General features: G+C 69.7%; 19 protein-coding genes. 12 read left to right on the forward strand and 7 right to left on the reverse strand.

Features of this window, described 5'->3' with window-relative positions; all coding sequences use genetic code 11:
* Genes maiA through BM070_RS11145 form a run of 3 tightly spaced genes read left to right on the forward strand, consistent with a single transcriptional unit; the run spans position 1 to position 2,070 of the window.
* Entirely contained in the window at positions 1-645 is a 645-nt protein-coding gene (maiA, locus tag BM070_RS11135) for a maleylacetoacetate isomerase (RefSeq protein WP_059400317.1), read from the forward strand.
* 25 nt (positions 646-670) lie between these two features.
* On the forward strand, positions 671-1,660 hold the full coding sequence (locus tag BM070_RS11140) for a LysR family transcriptional regulator (protein WP_063840190.1): 990 nt from the start codon (positions 671-673) through the stop codon (positions 1,658-1,660).
* Complete coding sequence (locus tag BM070_RS11145; protein WP_059400318.1) at positions 1,657-2,070, forward strand: RidA family protein; 414 nt, start codon at positions 1,657-1,659, stop codon at positions 2,068-2,070. The genes BM070_RS11140 and BM070_RS11145 overlap by 4 nt, the downstream gene beginning before the upstream one ends.
* A gap of 98 nt (positions 2,071-2,168) precedes the next feature.
* Here the strand turns inward: BM070_RS11145 and BM070_RS11150 are convergent, their stop codons facing one another.
* Genes BM070_RS11150 through BM070_RS11165 form a run of 4 tightly spaced genes read right to left on the reverse strand, consistent with a single transcriptional unit; the run spans position 2,169 to position 7,720 of the window.
* Complete coding sequence (locus BM070_RS11150) at positions 2,169-2,753, reverse strand: hemerythrin domain-containing protein (protein ID WP_059400319.1); 585 nt, start codon at positions 2,751-2,753, stop codon at positions 2,169-2,171.
* 30 nt (positions 2,754-2,783) lie between these two features.
* Positions 2,784-4,877, reverse strand: a complete 2,094-nt coding sequence (locus tag BM070_RS11155) for an acetate--CoA ligase family protein (RefSeq protein ID WP_059400320.1) — start codon at positions 4,875-4,877, stop codon at positions 2,784-2,786.
* Positions 4,878-4,880: 3 nt separating this feature from the next.
* On the reverse strand, positions 4,881-6,035 hold the full coding sequence (locus tag BM070_RS11160) for an FAD-dependent monooxygenase (RefSeq protein WP_059400321.1): 1,155 nt from the start codon (positions 6,033-6,035) through the stop codon (positions 4,881-4,883).
* Positions 6,036-6,067: 32 nt separating this feature from the next.
* Positions 6,068-7,720, reverse strand: a complete 1,653-nt coding sequence (locus BM070_RS11165; RefSeq protein WP_059400322.1) for a (2,3-dihydroxybenzoyl)adenylate synthase — start codon at positions 7,718-7,720, stop codon at positions 6,068-6,070.
* A 238-nt stretch (positions 7,721-7,958) separates the two neighbouring features.
* Here BM070_RS11165 and BM070_RS11170 point away from each other — a divergent pair, with 238 nt between their 5' ends.
* From BM070_RS11170 to BM070_RS11210, 9 genes are all read left to right on the forward strand, one after another.
* A complete protein-coding gene (locus tag BM070_RS11170) occupies positions 7,959-9,005 on the forward strand; it encodes a cupin domain-containing protein (RefSeq protein ID WP_059400323.1) in 1,047 nt (348 codons plus the stop codon).
* Between the two features lie 508 nt (positions 9,006-9,513).
* Positions 9,514-11,118, forward strand: coding sequence for a DUF1302 domain-containing protein (locus BM070_RS11175; protein WP_245785186.1), 1,605 nt, complete (start codon positions 9,514-9,516; stop codon positions 11,116-11,118).
* A gap of 16 nt (positions 11,119-11,134) precedes the next feature.
* Positions 11,135-12,493: a DUF1329 domain-containing protein gene (locus tag BM070_RS11180; RefSeq protein ID WP_059400327.1), complete on the forward strand. Its 1,359-nt coding sequence runs from the start codon at positions 11,135-11,137 to the stop codon at positions 12,491-12,493.
* Positions 12,494-12,656: 163 nt separating this feature from the next.
* On the forward strand, positions 12,657-13,751 hold the full coding sequence (locus BM070_RS11185; protein ID WP_059400328.1) for a WD40/YVTN/BNR-like repeat-containing protein: 1,095 nt from the start codon (positions 12,657-12,659) through the stop codon (positions 13,749-13,751).
* A 2-nt stretch (positions 13,752-13,753) separates the two neighbouring features.
* Positions 13,754-16,192: an efflux RND transporter permease subunit gene (locus BM070_RS11190; protein ID WP_059400329.1), complete on the forward strand. Its 2,439-nt coding sequence runs from the start codon at positions 13,754-13,756 to the stop codon at positions 16,190-16,192.
* 183 nt (positions 16,193-16,375) lie between these two features.
* Positions 16,376-17,353, forward strand: coding sequence for a PDR/VanB family oxidoreductase (locus tag BM070_RS11195; protein WP_063840191.1), 978 nt, complete (start codon positions 16,376-16,378; stop codon positions 17,351-17,353).
* A 15-nt stretch (positions 17,354-17,368) separates the two neighbouring features.
* Positions 17,369-17,854 carry a VOC family protein gene (locus BM070_RS11200; protein WP_082136763.1) on the forward strand — a complete coding sequence of 162 codons (486 nt, stop codon included), beginning with the start codon at positions 17,369-17,371 and terminating at the stop codon, positions 17,852-17,854.
* Positions 17,851-18,306, forward strand: a complete 456-nt coding sequence (locus BM070_RS11205) for a VOC family protein (RefSeq protein ID WP_059400332.1) — start codon at positions 17,851-17,853, stop codon at positions 18,304-18,306. The genes BM070_RS11200 and BM070_RS11205 overlap by 4 nt, the downstream gene beginning before the upstream one ends.
* On the forward strand, positions 18,303-19,256 hold the full coding sequence (locus BM070_RS11210) for a fumarylacetoacetate hydrolase family protein (protein WP_059400333.1): 954 nt from the start codon (positions 18,303-18,305) through the stop codon (positions 19,254-19,256). Before BM070_RS11205 ends, BM070_RS11210 begins: the two co-directional genes overlap by 4 nt.
* Before the next feature lie 429 nt (positions 19,257-19,685).
* Here BM070_RS11210 and BM070_RS11215 read toward each other — a convergent pair whose 3' ends face one another.
* The 3 genes from BM070_RS11215 to BM070_RS11225 all read right to left on the reverse strand — a co-directional run bounded on the left by BM070_RS11215 (position 19,686) and on the right by BM070_RS11225 (position 21,732).
* The gene (locus tag BM070_RS11215; protein ID WP_059400334.1) at positions 19,686-20,372 is read right to left on the reverse strand and encodes a TetR/AcrR family transcriptional regulator; all 687 of its coding nucleotides are present in this window, start codon (positions 20,370-20,372) and stop codon (positions 19,686-19,688) included.
* Positions 20,373-20,570: 198 nt separating this feature from the next.
* The gene (locus BM070_RS11220) at positions 20,571-21,119 is read right to left on the reverse strand and encodes a TetR/AcrR family transcriptional regulator (protein WP_059400335.1); all 549 of its coding nucleotides are present in this window, start codon (positions 21,117-21,119) and stop codon (positions 20,571-20,573) included.
* 175 nt (positions 21,120-21,294) lie between these two features.
* Positions 21,295-21,732: a helix-turn-helix domain-containing protein gene (locus BM070_RS11225; protein ID WP_082136764.1), complete on the reverse strand. Its 438-nt coding sequence runs from the start codon at positions 21,730-21,732 to the stop codon at positions 21,295-21,297.
* Positions 21,733-21,735: the final 3 nt, after the last annotated feature.

Here is a 21,735-nt window from a genome sequence, read left to right on the forward strand (position 1 = left end):
TTGGACCTCAAACTCTATGACTTCTTCCGCAGCGGCACCTCGCACCGGCTGCGCATCGCGCTGAACCTCAAGGGGCTTTCCTACGCCCGCGCGGCCATCGACCTGCGCAGCGAGCAGCACCTGGGCGGGGAGTACAAGGCGGTCAACCCGCAGCAGCTGGTTCCCGCGCTGGACATCGGCGACGCGGTCCTGATCCAGACGCCCGCGATCATCGAGTGGCTGGAGGAGCGCTACCCCGAGCCGCCGCTGCTGCCCGCGGACTCCCTCGGGCGCGCGCGCGTGCGCGCGCTCGCCGCGATCATCGGCAACGACGTCCATCCGGTGAACAACCGCCGGATCCTCGAGGCGCTGCGCCACCGGTTCGGCGCCGGCGAGGATGCGGTCAACGACTGGTGCGGCACCTGGATCGCCGCCGGCTTCGATGCCTTCGAGGCGCTGGTGCGCGCGCAGGCAAGGCCGGGCCCGTTTGCCTACGGCGAGCGGCCCACGGTGGCCGACGTCTACCTCGTGCCGCAGATCGAGAGCGCCCGCCGCTTCCAGGTGGACCTGCAGCGCTGGCCGCGCCTGCTGGAGATCGACGCCGCGTGCGCCGGGATCGACGCCTTCCGCAGAGCGGTCCCGGCCGCCCAGCCGGACGCGGGCTGAGCCGCGGCGGCGGGACGGCGCAGCCATGCCGGAGTTGCCGTCGGGACTGGACCTGAACCTGCTGCGGGTGCTCGTCCAGGTGCACCAGGACCGCAAGGTGTCGCTGGCGGCGGAGCACCTGGGGATGTCCCAGCCCGCGGTCAGCAGCGCGCTGCGGCGGCTGCGCGCCGTGACCGGCGACAAGCTGTTCGTGCCGACGGCGCGCGGCATGCAGCCGACGCCGCTGACCGAGCAGATCGCGCCGCGCCTGGCCGCGGCGCTGGCCAGCATCGGCGACACCATGTCCGGCCAGGTCGCGTTCGACGCCGGCACCAGCACGCGGTGCTTCACGCTGGCCATGACGGACATTGGGGAGTGCCACTTCCTGCCGCCGCTGGCGCGCCTGCTGCGCGAGCGCGCGCCGGGGGTGAGCCTGGCGACGGTGCGCAACACCGCGATCAACCTGCGCTTCGCGATGGAGCAGGGCAAGGTCGACCTCGCCCTGGGCCATCTGCCGGACCTGAGCAACGACTTCCACCAGCGGGTGCTGTTCATGCAGCGCTACGTCTGCCTGTTCCGCAAGGGGCACCCGCTGGACGTCCCGGAGATCGCGCTGCAGCAGTATGCGCAGGCCGAGCATGCCATCGTGCTGTCGGTGGGAACGGGGCATGGCCGCGTCGACGAGGTGATCGAGCGGGCCGGCGTGCAGCGGCGCATCCTGCTGCGCGTGCCGCACTTTGTCGCGCTGGCCGACGTGCTGGAGGACTCGGACCTCGTGGCCACCGTGCCCGAGGTGTTCGCGCGGCGCAGCGTGCGCCGCTTCCACCTGAGCTACCGGCCGCATCCGGTCGCGCTGCCGCCGATCGAGATCGGCCTCTTCTGGCATACCACGTACCATCGCGATCCCGCCAGCGTCTGGCTGCGGGAGCTGATCGCGGACGCATTCTTCGAAGCCCCGGCGGACCCGCGGCGGCACCGCCCGGTGGGGGAGGGCGCCGCCGGGTCCGTTGCACCTGAGGGGGGATTTTCCCGATGACCACTTTCCTGAACCCCGAGGGGATGCACCCGCCTCTCGGCCCCTATTCCCACATGGCGCTCGTGCCGGCGGGCGTGCAGACCGTGACGATTTCCGGGCAGGTGGGCATGCGCGCCGACGGGAGCGTCCCCGGGTCGCTGGCCGAGCAGGCCGACCAGGCACTGCGGAACATCGCCGAAAACCTGTCCTCCGTCGGCCTCGGGATCGACGCGCTCGCCAAGATCACGACCTTCGTCGTCGCCGGCCAGGATGCCCGGTGCCTGCGGGAGGTGTTCGCCCGCCATCTCGGCGCGCACCGGCCGGCGTCCACCGGGATGTTCGTCCACCAGCTCATGGATCCGGCGCTGCTGATCGAGATCGAGGCCATCGCGGTGTTCATGCCCGCGGACGGTCCGGCGCGCCCGGCCTGAAGCCGGCCGGCAGGGGCGCTCCCGCCGCGCAAGCCTGCGGCGCCGGATGCCGTGCGCGGCCGGCCTGTCCCCGCCGCGGCTCCGGCCCGGGGCCGGGGCTAGGCGAGCCCCAGCGGCGCGGGCGTGCGCTGAACGATCTCGCGGAAGCGCTGCCGGAAGGCGTCGGCCTCCCCGAAGCCGCTCAATGGATCGGCGTTCTCGCAGAAGGCCCCGGCGATCTCGGCCCAGTCCGCGGGCGTCAGATGGGTCTCCGCCAAGGGGATCAGCTCCTGCTCCTCCGCCCGGATGTGCCGCCAGGTGAACTCCGCATAGGTGGCCACGGTGCGCTCCAGCATCTCCATGCTCGCGGGCACGCCGGCCTCGAGGTTGCCGAGGTGCCTGCGGATCTCGCCCAGGGCGCGGGGCTCGTGCGCGTGCTGCCGCTGCAGCTCGTCGATGAGCGCGTCGGCCTCGCCCGTGCGCGCGCGCAGCAGGCGGAACAGCCACTGGTCCTCCTTGGGATGGTGCAGGCGGTCGGGGAAGGCGTCGATGTAGTAGACCATCGACCACAGCAGCGGGAAATCCACCGCCGCCCGCTGGCCGCGGAGCTCCGCCAGCAGGTCCCTGAGGTTGCGGACGACGGCCGACAGGCTGCCGTGCTCGGCGCGGATGGTGTTCAGTGCCAGGGTGCGTGGTTCCGTCATGGGATGCTCTCCAGGGCTGCGGGCGAACGCTCAGGGCGCCTCCGCGGCGACGATCAGCGCGTCCAGCGCGAGGGCGCCGTCGGCATAGACCCGCAGCGGGTTGATTTCGACCTCCTGCACCTCCGGGTGCGCCTCCATCAGTGCGGCGATGCCCTGCAGCGCGTCCGCGATCGACGCCCGGTCGCACCGCGGCAGATGGCGGAAGCCATCCAGCAGGGCCCGGCCGCGCAGGCTGTCGAGCATGCGGTCCACGTCGGGGCGGGCCAGCGGCAGGTGCCCGATCGCGGTGTCGCCCAGCGCCTCGGCCAGCACGCCACCGAGGCCCACCATCACGCACGGTCCCCACGACGGGTCGCGCACGCCGCCGACGATGAGGTCCACGCCCGGCGCGGCCATCGCCTCCAGCAGGTAGGACCGGGCGCCGCGCAGGGGGATTGCCTGCAGGGCATCGAGCGCCGCGTCGAGCTCGGCGTGCGAGCGTAGATTCAGGTGCACCCCGCCTGCCTCCGTCTTGTGCAGGATCTCGCCGGTGGCGATCTTCGCCACCACCGGGGCGCCCAGCGCGTCGAAGGCGCTGTGCGCCTCCTCGCGCGACGTGCAGAGCCGGCGCGCGGCCACGGGCACCCCGAACCGGGCCATCAGGTCCTTGGCGCCGTGCTCGTCGAGCGCCCCCGGCGGCAGGGCGGCAGGAGCCGGTGCGGGGGCCCGCGGCGGCGCCGCGACGGCCTGCGCGGCCCGGTGGCGCGCCTGCGCGTCGGCGGCCAGGGCCCGCGCGGCCAGGATCAGCCGGTCGGGGCTCTCGAGCAGCGGGAGGCCGGCGCAGGCGAGCGCCGCCCGGGTGGGCCGGACGTCGTCCTCCAGGCCGAGGCTGCCGAACAGCACGGGCTTGTCGAGCCGCTGCGCCAGCGGCGCCAGGGACGTGACGGGGTCGAGCACATCCGGCTCGTGCAGCGCGAACACCAGCACCGCGTCGATGCGCGGGTCGGCGGCCACGGCGTCGACGACACCGGCGAAGCTGGCGCCGGGGCGGCCGGTGTCCACCGGGTTCTTCACATAGGTGAGCGGCGGCAGCAGGGTCTCGATGCGCGCCTGGCTGCCTGCCGACAGGACCGGCAAGTCGATGCCGGCGCTGCGCAGGCCGTCCGCGATGAGCAGGCCCGGCCCGGCCTGGCCCGTGACCAGCCCGAAGCCGGGCCGGGCCAGCGGCGCGAGGCGCCGCGTCGCCAGCACGGCCGCTGCCTGGGCCAGCGCCTCGGTGCCCTCGACCACGACCGCGCCGGCCTGCTCCAGCCCCGCCACCGTGCGGGCATGGGACCCCATCAGGTTGCCGGTGTGTGAGCGCGCGAAGTCGCCCACGTCGGCGCGGCCCGCCACCAGCGCGGCGACCGGCTTGCGCGCGACGGCGCGGCGGATGGCGTCGGCCAGCCGGCGGCCCTGGCTGACGCCCTCCAGGTGCAGCGCGATCGCGGCCGTCTGGTCGTCGTCGGCGAGCCAGTCCACCAGGTCGGCGGCGTCGACGTCGACCGCGTTGCCCAGGCCGACGGCCAGGGACACGCCGTGGCCCAGGCGGTCGAGCTGCATGGCCAGCGTGAGGTTGACGCCGCCCGACTGCGCCACCACCGCGACGCGGCCGGCGCGCAGCCGCTCGGTGCCCGGCACGAAGCAGGCAACGCAGCCCGCCGCGGGGTGGACGAAGCCCGAGGTGTTGGGACCGAGCAGGCGCATCCCGGTGCGCTGGCAGGTGTCGCGCAGGCGCTCCTGCAGGCGGGCGCCGGCGTCGCCGGTTTCGCCGAAGCCGCCGGCGATGATCCACACGGCGCCGATGCCGGACGCCGCGGCCTCGTCGACGAGGTCGGCGCACAGCGGCGCGGGCACGGCGAGGATCGCCAGGTCCACCGGCGAGGGCAGCGCGGCCAGGCCCGGGACGCATGCGTGGCCCTGCACGCGGGCCTCCCGCGGGTGCACGGCCAGCACGGTGCCGGGAAACCCGGCCAGCGCCTTGAGCGCGTGGTAGCCCGCCTTGGCGGGATCGTTCGATGCCCCGACGACGGCGATCGAGCGGGGGCGCAGCAGGCGCGTGAGGTTGCGCGCGCGCGCATCGGGGGGAGTGACGTGCTCGTCCATGGCTCAGGCCGGGGTGGCGGCGGCGTCGGGGTGCAGCTGCTCGTAGGCGGCGGCGAGCCGGGGGTCGCGGCGCTTCATCTCCGCGTGGCTCACGCGGCCGGTGCGGGTCATGTAGCTGTAGGCGAACTCGACCGGGCTGCAGCGTGCCATCAGCTCGTCCATGCCCTCGTACCAGCGCAGGCTGACGTTGGCGGCATCCCAGATCTTCTTCATCGGGGGCAGCCGCAGGGACTGGAACTGAGCCAGCGCCGCCGGCACGTCGGCCGTGCCCTGGAAGGCCTTGAACAGCGCGACCGCGTCCTCCATGGCCAGGCGGGTGCCCGAGCCGATGGAGAAGTGGGCGGTGCGCAGCGCGTCGCCGAGCAGCACCACGTTGCCGAAGCTCCAGCGCTCGTTCCAGATCGCCGGGAAGTTGCGCCAGTGCGACTTGTTGGTGAGGATGGGATGGCCGCCGAGGTCGTTCGCGAAGACCTCCTCGCACAGGCGGATCGTGTCCTGCTCGCCCAGGTGCTCGAAGCCGGCCCGCTGCCAGGTGTCCTCCTGCACCTCCACGAGGAAGGTGCTCATGCCCGGGCTGTAGCGGTAGTGGTGGGCGCAGAAGACGCCGTGCTGCGTCTGGCGGAAGGTCAGCGTCAGGCTGTCGAAGGGCTTGGAGGTGCCGTACCAGATGAACTTGTTGGGCCGCCAGTCGCAGGTCGTGCCGAACGCCCGCTCGTTCTCGGCGCGCACCCAGGAGAACGCGCCGTTGGCGGCGACCACCAGGTCGGCGCCGGCGAGCTCGGGCGCATCGAGGCCCGTGACCTCCTTCTCGAACTCGATCCGCACGCCGAGCTTCTCGACGTGGGCGTACAGCAGCGTCAGCAGCTCCAGGCGGCCGACCGCGGCGAAGCCGTTGCCCGCGATCGCGATGCGGGTGTCGTTGTGCGCGATGGTCAGGTCCGGCCAGGTCTCCATGTGCGGCATGAGGTACTGGTACATCGCCTCGTCGTCGGCGCGCAGGAACTCCAGCGCGCGGTCCGAGAACACGACGCCGAAGCCCCAGGTGGCGTCGCGCGGGCTGCGCTCGTACACGACGATGTCGTGCGAGGGGTCCCGGCGCTTCATCAGCGCCGCGAAATATAGGCCTGCGGGGCCGCCGCCAAGGATACGGATCTTCATGCTTGCTCCTGTCTCTGCGTTGTGGTGATGGGTCAGCGGGACGCGGTGGCCTCGCTGTTGAGCTTCTCGGTGATGACCTCGCGCAACTGCCGCTTGAGGATCTTCCCGACCAGGCTGGTGGGCAGGCGGTCGACGACCTCGAGCCGCTCGGGCAGCTTGAAGCTGGCGATCTGCTGGGCCTTCAGGAATCCGATCAGTTCGTCGAAGCCGAGGGGCTGACCGCCGTTGGTGACGACGAAGGCGCAGGCCTTCTCTCCGAAGACCGGGTCCGGCATGGCGACGAGCGCCACCTCCTTGACCTTCGGGTGCTTGTGGATCAGGTTCTCGATCTCCTCGCAGCTGATCTTCTCGCCGCCCCGATTGATGAGGTCCTTCTTGCGCCCCTCGGCGAACACGTAGCGGCCCTTCTTGCGGACGATGTCGCCCATGCGGTAGAAGCCGTCCTCGGTGAAGGCCTCGCGGTTCTTCTCCGGCGCGTTGTAGTAGCCGGCGATGGTGTAGGGGCCGCGGGTCAGCAACTCGCCCGGCTCACCGTCGGGCACCTCGCGCCCGTCGTCGTCGACGACCTTGATCTCGTCGTCGTCGCAGACCGGCGCGCCGGAGCTCTCCAGCAGGAGATCCTCGGGGTCGTCGAGACGGGTCATGTTGATCAGGCCCTCGGCCGTGCCGTAGATCTCCTGCGGGATGGCGCCCCACTGCCCGTGGATGCGCCGGCGCAGCTCCGGCGCCAGGCGCGCGCCGCCGTTTTGCACCACGCGCAGCGAGCGCAGGTCGTGGCGCGAGGGGACGTCGGAGTTCAGCCATCCGGTGATCAGCGGCACGGCGGCCGCGATCACGGTCACGCCGTGCTTCTCGACCAGGGGGAACACCTGCTCGGCCTGGGTGCCATGGCCGATGACGACGGTCCCGCCGTAGTAGAAGACCCCGAGCATGCCGGGCGCGGCCAGGTTGTAGTTGTGGCCCAGCGGCAGCAGGGCGAGGAAGACGGTGTTCTCGTCGAAGCCCGCGGCCCTGGCACACAGGCGCGCGTTCAGGACGTAGTCGTCGTGCGTGCGGGGAATGAGCTTGGAGATCGAGGTCGTGCCGCCGGACAGCAGCATCACGGCGACCTCGGCGGCGTTGACCCAGACGGCGTCCAGCGCCTGGCGCGCCGCTTCGTCCATCGGTTTTTCGAGCAGGTCGCGCAGGCTGTGCTGCCCGGCCAGCGCACCGTCGAGCACGAAGGCGCAGCGCAGCGTGGGGCACTCGCGCTGCATGTCCTGGGCCAGCGCGCGGTAGTCGTAGTTCCCGTGCACGCCGGGCACCATGTAGGCGACCGCCCCCGAGGCGTCGATGAAATGCCGGATCTCGCTGTGCCGGTGCGCCCGCAGCGCCATGACCGGGATCGCGCCGATGCGGCTCAGGGCAAGGAAGGCAATCACGAACTCGGCGGAGTTCGGCAACTGCATCACGACCCGATCGAGCGGCCGCAGTCCGGCGCCCAGGAGCGCGGCGGCCAGTGCCTCGGCCTTCGAGAGCAACTGGGCATAGCTCAGCACGCTGTCGTTCTCGATCACGGCAGGCTTGTCGGGGTACTGCGCCGCGGCGGCGCGAACGATCTCGACGATGGGACGGCCTTCCCGGTATCCCGAGGCATTCCAGCGCAACAGGTCCTTGGTCGGCCAGGGCACGCATCCGACAAGCATGGGTTCTCTCCTTGTGTTCTGTTCGCCGCGACGTTGCGACGATGGAGAGACTCTAGGAACGGAGCCGTGCATGAGCCAGCCGGCCCCGGGCATGGTCGCTATTCAGCAAACAAATACCTCGGCGCCGGAGCCATGGCGAATTTATGTTCCTGAATGGCGAGTATTTCCGTGGCGCAGTGGCTCGCGGGGGCGAAGCTTCCTAAGCTGCCCAGACCCCCAACCACAAGGAGAACGAGACATGAATGCTGTTCTGGGCCGCGCCGACGAGCTCCCACAGGACTACTACGAGGGCCTGCGCCAGCGCCACCTGATGCCGCTGTGGCCATCGCTGCGCGCCGCGCTACCCCATGGCAAGCCGGCACGCCGCACCCAGCCCGCGCTGTGGCGCTATGCCGATGTGCGCCCGGAGCTGATGCGCGCGGGCGAACTGGCGCCCATCGAGAAGGCGGAGCGCAGAGTGCTGGTGCTGTGCAATCCCGGCATGAGCCTGGAGGAGCTGAAGGCCACGCCGAGCATCTACATCGGGCTGCAGCTCATCCTCCCCGGCGAGACGGCGCCGAACCATTTGCACACGGCGATGGCGGTGCGCTTCGTGATCGAGGGACGCGGCGGCTACACCATCGTGCGCGGGGAGAAGCTGCCGATGGAGAAGGGCGATCTCATCCTCACGCCGCCGGGGCTGTGGCACCAGCACGGCCACGACGGCAGCGAGCCCGTGGTGTGGCTGGACGCACTGGACCTTCCCATCGTCCAGGGCATGGAGGCCTCGTACAGCATCGAGGGCGTGCCGCAGGAGGTCAGCGTGCAGAACCAGGAGACCCTGGCGCGCTTCCGGCGCGGCGGCGTGCTGCCCTATGCCCACCTGGACGGTCCGCGCGAGGACTTCCCGATGCTGCGCTTCCCGTGGGCCGACGTGCGCGCCGCGCTGCTCGAGCTGGCGGGCGTCACGCCGGCGCAGGAGCCCGTGCATCTGGCGTACGTGAACCCTATGACCGGGCGGGAGTGCATGCCGACGCTGGGCTTCTCGGCGCTGATGCTGCGCCCGGGGGAATCCCGGCGGCTGCGCCGCCGGTCGGCCTCGGCCGTCTTCCACGCCGTCGAGGGGCAGGGCAGCGCGGCGGTGGACGGCAACTTCCTGCACTTCGAGGTCGCGGACACGCTGGCATGCCCCACCCATGCCCAGGTGACGCTGACCAACGGCTCCTCCAAGGAGCCTGCCTTCCTCTTCATGGTGGATGACGCGCCGACCCAGCGCAAGCTTGGCTTCTTCCAGCAGTTCGACTGAGCCCGCCCGGCGCCGGCGCCGCGCGCCGGCGGCTGCCTGGAGGCGGCGCTCCGATCGAAGCGCCGGGCCGGCCGGGCGTTCCCGAGGCAGCAATGTCCGTGCGCCGCGTCCCCGTGGCCGAAGCCGGGGCCTGCTCCCGCCCCGGTGCGCACCTTTCCGAAGAACGCCCCCGACGCTCCCGGCCGACGGACGGCGCGGTCCGCTGCGACCCTGCCGGCGATCGCGGGCCCCAGCGGCACGCGCGTGCGCCGCGCGCGGCCGGAGCCGACAGCGCGCGCACACCTACAGCTTAAGGGTTAGTCCCGACGCATCAGTTTGACTGCCTCCATAAAATAACCATGCTCAGAAATATTCTGGGTCATTAATAAGCCAAAAAAATGAAGGAGACAGGGCTCCGGCATGGAGCTGCGGACACACGGCGCACCGGTCCCTGCGATCGGACCGGCCCGGTGCGCCCCTTGGCCCTGTGCCATGCATTTCGTTCAAAACCCCCCATGGAGACAACATCGTGAAGAGAACGAGGATACACAGCCGCTTTCGTGCGGCGCACCCCGCACTGGCGGCGGCACTCGCGCTGGCCTTTCCGGCCGCGCACGGTTTCGAATTCGACACCGGCAACCCGGACGTCAAGGTCCGCTGGGACAACACCTTAAAGTACAGCAACGCCTTCCGCCTGAAGAGTCCGTCGAGCCTGCTGCTCTCGGACCCCAACGGGGACGACGGCGATCGCAATTTCAAGAAGGGGCTGATCTCCAATCGCCTGGACCTGCTCAGCGAACTGGACGTCACGGCCGGCAACTTCGGCTTCCGCATGAGCGGCGCGGCGTGGTACGACGACGTCTACAACCGCAGCAACGACAACAACGCGCCCGGAACGGTCAACCACCTCTCGCGTCCCTACAACGAGTTCACGGACGCGACGCGCAAGCTGCAGGGCCGCAAGGGCGAACTCCTGGACGCCTTCGTGTTCGGCCGCTTCGACCTCGGCGAGCAGCGCGCGACCTTCCGCCTGGGACGCCACGCGCTGCTGTGGGGCGAGAGCCTGTTCTTCGGAGCCAACGGGATCGCGGGCGGCATGGCGCCGGTCGACATCGCCAAGGCCGTGTCCGTCCCCAACACCCAGTTCAAGGAACTGATCCGTCCCACGGGACAGGTCTCGGGACAGGTCCAGATCAATCCCGACGTCTCCGTCGGCGCGTACTACCAGTACCGCTGGGAGCGCAGCCGCATTCCCGGTGTCGGCAGCTACTTCGAGACCAGCGAGTCGGCGGCGCCTGGCACGGAACGCTACTTCTTCGGACCTGCGTACGCCACCAAGGGGAACGACATCGAGGGCCGGAACTCGGGCCAGTACGGCCTGCAGCTGCGCTTCCGCGGCGGCGAGACCGACTATGGCCTCTACGCCATCCGCTACCACGACAAAACGCCGCAGCTGTACTTCCGCGGCCTCGTCGCGGGCGTGCCGTCCCAGTACTTCAGCGCCTATCCGGAGGACATCAAGGCCTTCGGCGCCAGCTTCAGCCGGACCTTCGGCTCGGTGAACGTCGCGGGCGAGGTCTCGGTGCGCCACAACATGCCGCTGGCCAGCGATGCGCAGGTGGACGTGGCGGGAACCGGAAACAACCGCGGCAATGCGCTCTACGCGGTGGGGCGCACGGCGCATGCGCAACTGTCCTGGATCGCGAACCTGGACCCGAACTTCATCTCGCGCGAGTCGAGCCTGCTCGGCGAGATCGCGTGGAACCGCACCACGAGCGTCACCCGCAACCGCGCAGCGCTGAACCCGAACGGGGACCGCGACGCCGTGAACATCCGGGTGGCCTACGAGCCGCAGTTCCGGCAGGTGTTCTCGGGCGTGGACCTGTCCGTGCCGGTCAGCGTCGGCTACGGCTTCGGCAACTCCTCCGCGCTCGGCTCAGCCTTCCTCGGCGACAAGGTGGGCAACCTGAGCATCGGCATTGCGGGCAACTACCTCCAGGTCTGGCGCTTCAGCCTCGGCTACACGCACTTCTTCGGCCCCGAAGGAACCTTCGTCGAGAACCGCCACGTGTCCTACAAGCAGGCGCTGAAGGACCGCAACTTCATCTCGCTATCTGTGAACCGCACATTCTGACCGGAGGCTGAACAGCATGAACATTCGACACACACTCATGATGACCGCAGCGGCGACCGCGCTTGCTGCCGCCCAGCCGGTGCTGGCGGGCGTGTCCGCGGACGAGGCGGCGAAGCTCAAGACCACGCTGACGCCGCTGGGCGGGGAGCGCGCCGGCAACAAGGACGGGACCATCCCGGCCTGGGACGGCGGCATCGCCAAGTCCGGCGCCGCCGAAGCCTCCGGCGGCCGCCGGGGCGACCCCTTCGCCAACGAGAAGCCGCTCTTCACGGTCACCGCGAAGAACATGGAAGAGCACGGCGCGAAGCTCACGGACGGCGTCAAGGCGATGCTGAAGAAGTACCCGGACAGCTTCCGCCTGAACGTGTACAAGACGCACCGCACCGCGGCCGCGCCGCAGTGGGTGTACGACAACACCGTCAAGAACGCCACGAACGGCAAGCTCGAGGGCGACGTGCCTTCCAACATCTACGGCGGCATTCCCTTCCCGATCCCGAAGACCGGTGCGGAGGTGATGTGGAACCACCTGCTGCGCTGGAACGGCGAGGCCTTCGGCTACGCGACCCGGCAGTACCAGTTCACCGCGGACGGCAAGCGCGTCCTGGTCAGCGCCGCGGGCGGCGACTTCCAGGTGCCCTACTACTTCAAGGACGGCTCGTGGGAGCAGTTCGAGAAGACGCAGGAATACTGGCTGTTCCGCGTGGCCAGCACCGCGCCGCCGATGCGCGCGGGCGAGGCCCTGACCATCCGCTACAACCTGAACGCCGACAAGGATCAGGGCTGGACCTACCTGGCGGGCCAGCGCCGCGTGCGCAAGATCCCCAACCCCTGCTGCGACAGCCCCAACCCCAGCAGCGGCGGCCTGGGAACGATCGACGAGACGCAGGGCTGGAACGGCCGGATCGACCGGTTCGACTGGAAGATCGTGGGCAAGCAGGAGATGTACATCCCCTACAACAGCAACCGCCTGCTGCAGCCCACCAAGGACGAGGAGATCCTCGACGCCCACCACCTCAAGTCGGACTACCTGCGCTGGGAGCTGCACCGCGTCTGGGCCGTCGAGGCGACCGTGCGCCAGGGCAAGCGCCATCTGGCCTCGAAGCTGCGCTACTACTGCGACGAGGACACCTGGATGTGCGTGCTGGGCGACCGCTGGGACGCGAAGGGCGAGCTGTGGAAGACGCTCTGGCTGATCCCCGTGGTCATCCCGGAGCTGCCCGCGGTGTTCGGCGGCACCTTCGGCGCGGTGGACCTGCTCTCGGGCACCGGCTTCGTGTCGACGGTGTTCAACGAAGGCACCCAGTACACGATCAAGGCGCGCCAGAAGGACACGCTGTTCACGCCCGATGCGATGGCCGGCGAGGGTGTGCGCTGAGCCGGCGCTCCCCGGATCAACCCTGCAGTGCGCGCAAGGGGAGGGCGAAGACCGAAGACGCCACGCTTCGGGCTTCGCCTTCGCGGCGCGCGCACGCGAGGGCAGCCCGGCGAGGCTGCCGTTGCGATGAGGGGAAATTGTTCGCTGCGTTAGGAATTTCCCGATGAGATGTACTGTTTTTTCGAGCCGCTCGATCCTGGTGGGGGGGGCTCTTTTTTTTTCCCTGGGTCTGGCCAGCGTCCACGCGGACGCCGTGCGTGAGCCCCTGGCCCGCGCTGCCATCCAATCCCGCTCTGCGCTGAGCTCTGTCTTCCTCGACCTGGCCAGGGCCGGAAAGCGGCTGGTGGCCGTGGGCGCGCGCGGCGTCGTCCTGCTGTCGGACGACGACGGCGCGAACTGGCGCCAGGCCAGCGTGCCGGTGAGCGTCACGCTCACCCGCGTGCGCTTCGCGGGCCCGAAGACGGGCTGGGCCGTCGGGCACTTCGGAACCGTGCTGCACACCGCCGATGGCGGCGAGACATGGCAGCGGCAGCTCGACGGGACGACGGCCGCGAAGCTGGCGCTCGAAGCCGCACAGGCCCGGGCGCAGGCCATGCCTGGCAGCGAGTCCGGCAGGAAGCGCCTGGCCGAGGCCGAGCAGCTCGTGAAGGACGGCCCCGACAAGCCCTTCCTCGACCTGCACTTCTTCGACGACCGGAACGGCGTCATCGTCGGCGCGTTCAACCTGATATTCGGCACCCATGACGGGGGGAAGACCTGGCTTCCGCTGCTCGACCGGCTCGACAACCCCATGGGCCTGCACCTGTACGCCATCGCGGGGATGGACGACACGGTCATCATCGCGGGCGAGCGCGGGCTGGTGTTCCGCTCCGACGACCGCGGCGCCACCTTCGCCCGGCTGAGCACGCCCTACGCGGGCACCTATTTCGCGGCTTCGTTGACGCCGCCGGGCAACGTCCTCCTCGCGGGGCTGCGGGGCAATGTGCTGCGCTCCAGGGATCTCGGGTCGACGTGGGAGCGGCTGGAGGGCGCCCCCCCGGTCTCGATCTCGGCGATGGCGGCGGTCGATGCCGAGACCACGCTGCTGGCCAACCACGCCGGACAGCTGTATGCCACGCGCGGCGGGCGGCTCGAGCATGTGCGGGCGCCGGCGCTGCCGCCGCTCGCCGCGCTCTTGCCGCTGAATGACAACAAGCTACTGGGCGTCGGCATCCGCGGCGTGACCCCGGTGACGCTTTCCACGAATGCCGGGAGGTGAGCATGGCCGTCGCAAACAACACGGCATCGCAGCCGATCGTCACGAACCTCGAGGACTTCGACCGGCGCTCCGGGACCCTGGTCGAGCGCCTGCTCTTCAACAACCGCCTCGTCGTGGTGCTTCTGTGCGTGCTGGTCACCGCCGTCCTCGGCTTCCAGGCGACGAAGCTGCGGCTGAACGCGAGCTTCGAGAAGATGGTGCCCACGGGCCATCCCTACATCGTCAACTACCTCGCGCACCAGAAGGAGCTGACGGGGCTCGGCAATGCCGTGCGCATCGCCGTGGAGAACCGTTCCGGCACGATCTACGACGCGGACTACATGGCCGTGCTGCAAAAGATCAGCGACGAGGTCTTCCTCATTCCCGGCGTCGACCGCTCGTTCATGAAATCGCTCTGGACGCCGAACACGCGCTGGACGGCCGTGACCGAGGAGGGGCTCGACGGTGGGGCGGTGATCCCGGATGGCTATGACGGCTCGCCCGACAGCCTGCAGCAGCTGGCGGTGAACGTCTCGCGCTCCGGCGAGGTCGGCCAGCTGGTGGCGCTCGACGCCAAGTCCAGCGTCATCTATGTCCCGCTCCTGTCGATGGACCGCGAAGGCCGGCCGCTGGACTACGGCCAGTTCTCCAGCGCGCTGGAGCAGGTGCGCAGCAAGTACCAGAGCGAAACGACCGGGATCCGCATCACCGGCTTCGCGAAGATCGTGGGCGACCTCATCGACGGGCTGCAGGAGGTGCTGCTGTTCTTCGCCGCATCGCTCGTCATCGCCAGCGCCATGGTCTACTGGTACACGCGCTGCGTGCGCAGCACGGTGCTCGTCGTGCTGAGCTCGCTGGTGGCCGTGGTCTGGCTGCTGGGCCTGCTGCCCACGCTGGGCTACGCCCTCGATCCCTACTCGATGCTCGTCCCCTTCCTGGTGTTTGCGATCGGCATGAGCCACGGGGCGCAGAAGATGAACGGCATCATGCAGGACGTCGGCCGCGGCGTGCACAAGCTCATCGCGGCCCGCTACACCTTCCGGCGCCTGTTCCTGGCAGGCCTCACGGCCATCCTGGCCGACGTCGTGGGGTTCGCGGTGCTGCTGATTATCGACATCCAGGTGATCAAGGAACTGGCCGTCGCCGCGAGCATCGGCGTCGCCACGCTGATCTTCACGAACCTCATCCTGCTGCCGATCCTGCTGTCGTTCACCGGGGTGAGCGCGAAAGCCGCCGGCCGCAGCTTCACCACGGAGCTGGCCGACATCAGCGGCGGCCGCAAGCACCCTCTGTGGCGCTTCCTCGACCTGTTCACGCAGCGCCGCTGGGCCACCGTCGCGATCGCCGGCGCCGCCGTGCTGGCCGTCGGCGGCCTGGCCGTCGGCAGCCAACTGAAGATCGGCGACCTGGACCCGGGCGCCCCCGAGCTGCGGGCGGACTCCCGCTACAACCGGGACGTGGCGTTCCTCAATGCCCACTACGGAGCCAGCAGCGACGTGTTCGCGATCATGGTGAAGACGCCCGAAGGGGCCTGCACCGACTACGAGACGCTGATGCGGGTCGACACGCTGGAGTGGGAGCTGCAGCAGATCCCTGGCGTTGAATCGACCAATACGCTCGCGCACCTGACCCGGCGGGTGCTCATCGGGCTCAACGAGGGGGACTTTCGCTGGTATGAGCTGCCGAAGAACCAGGACATGCTCAATACCGTGGCGTCCCGTGCCGCGCGTGGGCTCTACAACGATGCCTGCAGCCTGCTGACCGTCTATGCCTACCTGAGCGACCACAAGGCCGAAACGCTGGCGCGCGTGGTCGCCCACGTCGAGCGCTTCGCCGAGGCCAACAACACGCCGGATGTCCAGTTCCTGATGGCCGCCGGCAGCGCGGGCATCGAGGCGGCCACCAACGTCGTGGTGAAGCAGGCCTGGTACGAGATGTTGCTGCTGGTCTATGCCGCCGTGATCGTGCTGTGCTTCATCACCTTCCGCTCGTGGCGCGCGGTGGTCTGCGCGGTGATTCCGCTCATGCTGACCTCAATCCTGGCCGACGCGCTCATGGTGAAGCTCGGCATGGGGGTGAAGGTGTCGACGCTGCCGGTGATCGCCCTGGGCGTGGGAATCGGCGTGGACTACGCGCTCTACATCCTGAGCGTCATGCTGCAGCGCCTGCGCGAGGGAATGACGCTGTCGGAGGCCTACTACCGGGCCCTGCTGTTCACCGGCAAGGTGGTCATGCTGACCGGGGCGACGCTCGCCGCGGGGGTGATCACCTGGGCGTTCTCGGACATCAAGTTCCAGGCGGACATGGGGGTGCTGCTGGCGTTCATGTTCCTCTGGAACATGCTCGGCACGCTCATCCTGCTGCCGGCGCTCGCCTGCTTCCTGCTGCGTGGCCGCGCCACGGCGACCGCGGTGCCCGCGGACGTCGCCGTGCCAGGGACGGGGGCCGTTGTGCACCCGTGACGCACCGGGAGGGCGCGTGGCGGCCGGAAGGGATGCGCCCGCCGCCGCGGCCCGGCCGGTCCCTGGCGTCCCCGCGCTTCCCGCGCGCCCGGGCCGCTTCAGGGTAAATCCCAGGCGGAAACGCAGCCGGCTCCATGTTTAATACTGCTTATAAATAAGCGTGCTCATAAAAGAGTGAATGTAATGTCTGATTCTGTGAAGGTGGATGCAGGCCCCCTCGAGGTGGTCGTGCACCGTATAACGTCGCTGACCCCCTCGATCAAGGAGTTCGAACTGCGCCCGGCGGGCGGCACGCGGATGCTGCCGCCGGCGGAGCCCGGGGGGCACATCAAGGTGGAAACGGGCAATGGCCAATGGCGTGCCTACTCGGTGGTCAACCATGGTGACACCGAGCGCTACGTCATCGCCGTGAAGCTGCGCGGCGGCTTCTCCGAAGGTTCGCAGTTCATGCACGACTTCGTGGGCGAGGGCGACGTGCTGAACGTGATGCCGCCCCAGAACGGCTTCGCGATGGCGCAGGAAGCCGTGCGCGCCGTGCTGATCGCCGGGGGCATCGGCATCACGCCCATCATCAGCCTGGCCCGCAGCATGAAGACGCACGGCGTGCCCCTTGAGTTCCACTACCTGGGCGAGCGCGAGGGCGAAATGGCCTACGCCGACGCCGTGCGGGACGAGTTCGGCGCCGGCGCCAGGCTGTACTTCACGGCCGAGCAGGGCAAGCCGGCGCTGCGCGACTTGGTCGGGGCGTTCCACCCCGGCACGCACCTCTATGTGTGCGGTCCCGAGTCGCTGCTGCTGGACACCCGCAAGGAGGCGGTCTCCTGGCCGCCGGACAACGTCCATTACGAGCTCTTCCTCAATCCGCCGGACAGCCCGGCCGCCATCGCGCAGCCGGCCTACGCGTTCGAGATCGAGCTGGCGCGCTCGGGCAAGGTGCTGGCGGTGCCCGCGGACAAGACCATCCTGGATGTCCTGACCGACGTGGGCATCCACCTGCCCAGTGTGTGCCGCGCGGGCTTCTGCGGCACCTGCGTCGTTCCCCTGCTTGAGGGCGAGGCCGAGCACCGCGACACGGTTCTGTCGGAAGAGGAGCGAAAAGACAGGATCCAAACCTGCTGCTCGCGCGCACCCGCCGGTGCGCGGCTAGTTCTTGATCGTTAAAAAAGGAGAATCCACATGACAACTGCCGATTTGACGCGGCCTCCCTACCGCGCCACCGAGCCCGTGGTCCGCACCACGCACATGCTGTGCGGGACCCTGCTGGCGCAGGACCTGCGCAAAGCCCGCCAGTTCTACGAGGAGATCCTCGACCTGGAGTGCGTCGACCTGGGGCCGGACCGCATGCTCGCGCGTCCCCGTACCCAGCGCAAGCCCGGACAGCGCAACTTCGTGCTGGACGTGCGGCGCGGCGACCGCATCGCCAATCCGCAGCGCGTCTTCCACCACTGGGGCCTGGATCTCGACTCCAAGGCCGCGGTGGACAAGATGCACCGGCTGCTGACGGCCCGCAAGGCGGAGCTGGAGATGCAGCAGGTCCTGGAGGCGCGCTTCCAGCATGGCGCGTACTCGTTCTATTTCAGCGACCGCGACAACAACTGGTGGGAGTTCCAGTACCTGCCCGCGTCGAAACTCGAACATGTTTTCACAGGAGATGCAGTATGACCGAGCAAGTGTTGGACAAGCCGCGCAGCGAGCAGTTCCTGGGGATGTCCCACGGCACGCTCGAATGCCGCACGATCGCCGCGGCGCGCACATTTCGCACCGAATTCCTGGGGCTGGGCACGATCAAGCACTCGGATGTCTCGTTCGTCACCTGGGCGGATGACACGAGCTTCTATCTGGCCTGCGTGGAAACGGGGGACCAGACGGGCGAGCAGGGCCTGGAGAACCGCTGGGAACTGTCCGTTCGCAGCGACGAGGAAGTGGTGGCAGCCTACCAGCAGGCCGAGCAGAACCGCGATCGCTGGCAGATCCGCGCCGTGACGCCGCTGTCCGAGCAGGACGGCTTCAAGTGGTTCGCGGTCCAGGACGCGGACGCCAACTGGTGGGGCATCAGCTCGCGCGGACCCGAGTGGTTCGACCAGGCGTTCGCCAGCGTGGGTGCAGCCCAATGAAGCTCGTGTCTTTCGAGAAGGAGCAGGCGACGCGTGCGGGTGTCGCGCTCAAGGACGTGGTGCTCGACGTGACCCGCCTGCAGGGAGCGACTGGTGGCGCCGCCGCCTTTCCGGGCGAGATGAAGGCGCTGCTGGCGAGTGGCCGGCTCGCGGAGCTCAAGCAGGCCGTCGATCGCGTGGCCGGCGATGCCGCGCTGCTCGCCGAGCTGCGCCGCACGGGTGCCGCGGTCGCCGCGGCGGAGGTGCGCCTGGTCGCTCCGGTGCCGAACCCGGGCCTCGTGCTCTCGAGCGGCGGGGCCTACCGGGACCACCTCAGCGAGATGGCGGTGCAGAGCCACCGCGATCCCATCGGCTTCATCAAGGGCTCGTCCGCGGTCTGCGGCCCCCATGACGCGATCGTGCTGCCGAGCACCGCGCCGGACATGGTGGACTGGGAGGGCGAGTTCGCCTGCGTGATCGGCAGGACCTGCTTCGAGGTCTCGCCGGAGGAGGCGCTGGACTGCGTCGCGGGCTACACGCTGATCAACGACGTTTCGGCGCGGGACTGGATGCTTGGCTTCCTGGGCGCCAAGGGCGAGGCGCCGCTCGATGTCTACATCAAGGGCAGCATGAACGTGCTGGGCAAGCAGTACCCCACGTTCTGCCCCATGGGCCCTTGCATCGTGACCAAGGACGAGCTGCGGGACCCGGGCAACGTGGATCTCTCGACCATCGTCAACGGCGAGGTGATGCAGTCGGCCAACACCCGGGACCTGATCCACGGGCTCGGGCAGACGCTCTCGTACTTCTCGCGCTGGTTCCGCTTCCAGCCTGGCGACGTCATCTCGACGGGGACGCCGGCGGGCATCGGCTTCGCCCGCAAGCCTCCGCGGTTTCTCCGGCCCGGGGATGTCGTGGAGGTCCGGTCCGAGCAGATCGGCTCGCTGCGCAACGTGGTCGCCGGCCGCTGAGACGGGCCCTGCCGAGGGGCCGCCCGCCGGCCCGGAGGTCCGCCAGGAGCGGCCCATAGGGCGCCTCGTACCCGCGCGCCGGGTGCGCGGCGCCCTTGTCATTGACGGGGCGGATCGTCGCTCGCCCCCCGGCTGGACGCGCAGCCACGCATCGGCCGGCCGTGCACCGTGGGCGACGGCCCCCGGATGCGGCCTTCTTCGGCGCCCGCGCCCCGGCGGGCGGCCTACCGCGCGCCCGGCGCGGAGACACCTCGGGCGCCGACCAACCCCTTCGCCGCTGCGGCAGGCGCGGGCAGACCCGGGACGGCAGGGCCGTGCGCGGGAGGAGGTCGAGGGCGCCCGCGGTCCTGCCGTGAGCCGTTCCCCAGGCATGCGCCGGCTTGCCTGCCGCCCGACGCGGGCGCGGCATGCCCCGGTCCGTGCCGTCTGCTACGCGTGTTCGCGCAGTCCCTCGAAGACCAGGCGCAGCGCCGCGCGCAGCGACCGCAGGCCCGCGTCGACGTCGCGGTCGGTCGTATGCAGCCAGCGGTCCATCTCGGAGAGGTAGATGGCCCGGATCACGTGGGCGGCGGGCGCGGTGCCGACGCGCGCAGCCACCGAGCCGGCGGCCTTGCAGGCATCGATCGAGGCGCTGATGGCTTGCAGCGTCGCCTCCGAGCGCTGCTGCACCCGCTGCATCTGCGGCGTGCCGCCCGTGGCGGCGGTGCCGTACTGGTGGATGCCGACCAGGCCGATCTGGGGATCGTTGGCGAAGTACTGGTAGAAGGGACCGAACAGCTGCAGCAGCTGATGGAGCAGGGGCTTGGCGTGATCGACCGCGGCGAGCGCTTCTTCCGCGACGCGGTCGAGGTCGTCGTTGAAGACCAGGAACAGCAGGTCGCGCTTGTCCTTCGCGTACAGGAACACCGTGGCGTGGGACACCTCGGCGATCTCGGCGACCTCGCGGGTCGTCGCGGCGTCGAAGCCCTTCTCGAGGAACACCTTGCGCGCTGCGGACTGGATTCTCCGGAGCTTGTCGAGCTTGTGCCGCTCGCGCAGGCCGAGCGGACGTTCGGAGGCGCCGCCGACGGCTGCCGCTGGGGGGTGGCGTTGGATCTTGGGGGATTTGCTCTGCATTACGGGGTGTACTCAAGGTTGATCGCGCTTATTTTCGATGTTGCCACATCGAGGCATGCGAAGGACCCAGTGAGGAATTCGCGCCTCCGCGAGGCTGGCCGGCGGCGTGGCGTCCACGAAGGCCCCTCGGGGCCGCTCCTGTCATCCTGCCGAGATCGCCGTTCGGGTCCGCAAGGTGCACCGGCGGCTGGGGGCGGGCTAGCTGCGTCCGACGGCCTGGCGGACCAGATCGACCAGGTCCTTGTGCACGCCCTTGAGGCTCTTGCCGGCGAGCACCATGTCGTCCATGACGCCGAGCATGCCCTTCTGGACGAAGATCGCCGTTCGGTAGAGGTCCTTGACCTTCCAGCTGCCGCGCGTGTTGCCGGCCTCGAGCAGCGCGACCAGGTCCTTGATGTGGGGCTGCTCGCGCGGCGTCCACCGGAAGCCGGCGCCGGCGAAACCGATGTCCTGGCGGCGGATGATCATGGCGTAGGCATCGCAGGTGGCGCGGACCCAGGTCTCCAGGCGGACCACGGGATCGTCGGACCGCTGCTTCGCCAACTCGCTCTCGATGTGGCCGTCGAAATCCTCGCTGACCGACTCCCGGATCGCCAGCAGCAGGGCCGCCTTCGATTCGTAGTGGTGGTAGAAGGTGCCCTTGGCGATGCCGGCATGCGCCGCGATGTCGTCGATCGTCGTCTCGTCGATGCCCTTGCTGAGGAACAGCTCCGTGGCGACTTCCAGGAGTTCGCGGGCGCGCTTCATCCCGCGCGGCTGGGAGCGCCTTGGCGCGGGTCCGCCCGTCGGCTCCGCTGGTTTTCTCGTCGTGTTCAAGACCTGTCCTCTGGATGGGCAATGCCCCTCGCGGATCTGCGCCGGCGCGCTGCGCTCCGATGGGAATGTGCCAGTTTAGTGCCGCACGCGGCCCGCATGAGCGAGGTCATGCGCCGCGCCCGGGTCCGCCCCGCGCCGCCAGCGCGCGCTCCACCCTTCGAAGCGCCTGGCGCTTGCGACGCAGCAGCGCCCGGTAGGCCTGGATGGCCGAACGGGACGCGGCTTCCTGCCTGTCGTCGGTCATCGCGACCACTTCCCGGATGTCGGCCAGGCTGCAGCCGAGTTCGCGCGCCGCCACGATGAGTTCCAGACAGCGGATGTCCTGCGCGCCGTAAAGACGGTGGCCCGACGGGCTTCGCCTCGCGGGGGCCAGCATGCCCGCGCGCTCGTAGAAGTGAATGGCGCTCGGCCGCAGCCCGAAGCGTTCGGCCAGAAGGCCGATCGGAAACAGCGCTGCGTCATCCGGCATCACCTGGCTGGGCCCTGGGCGGGGTGGAACTGCCGGGCGCGGTCGGCCTTGCAGGCGGGCGCCATGCAGATCCATGGG

It is taken from the genome of Paracidovorax wautersii, assembly GCF_900113035.1.
Classification (GTDB): domain Bacteria; phylum Pseudomonadota; class Gammaproteobacteria; order Burkholderiales; family Burkholderiaceae_C; genus Paracidovorax; species Paracidovorax wautersii.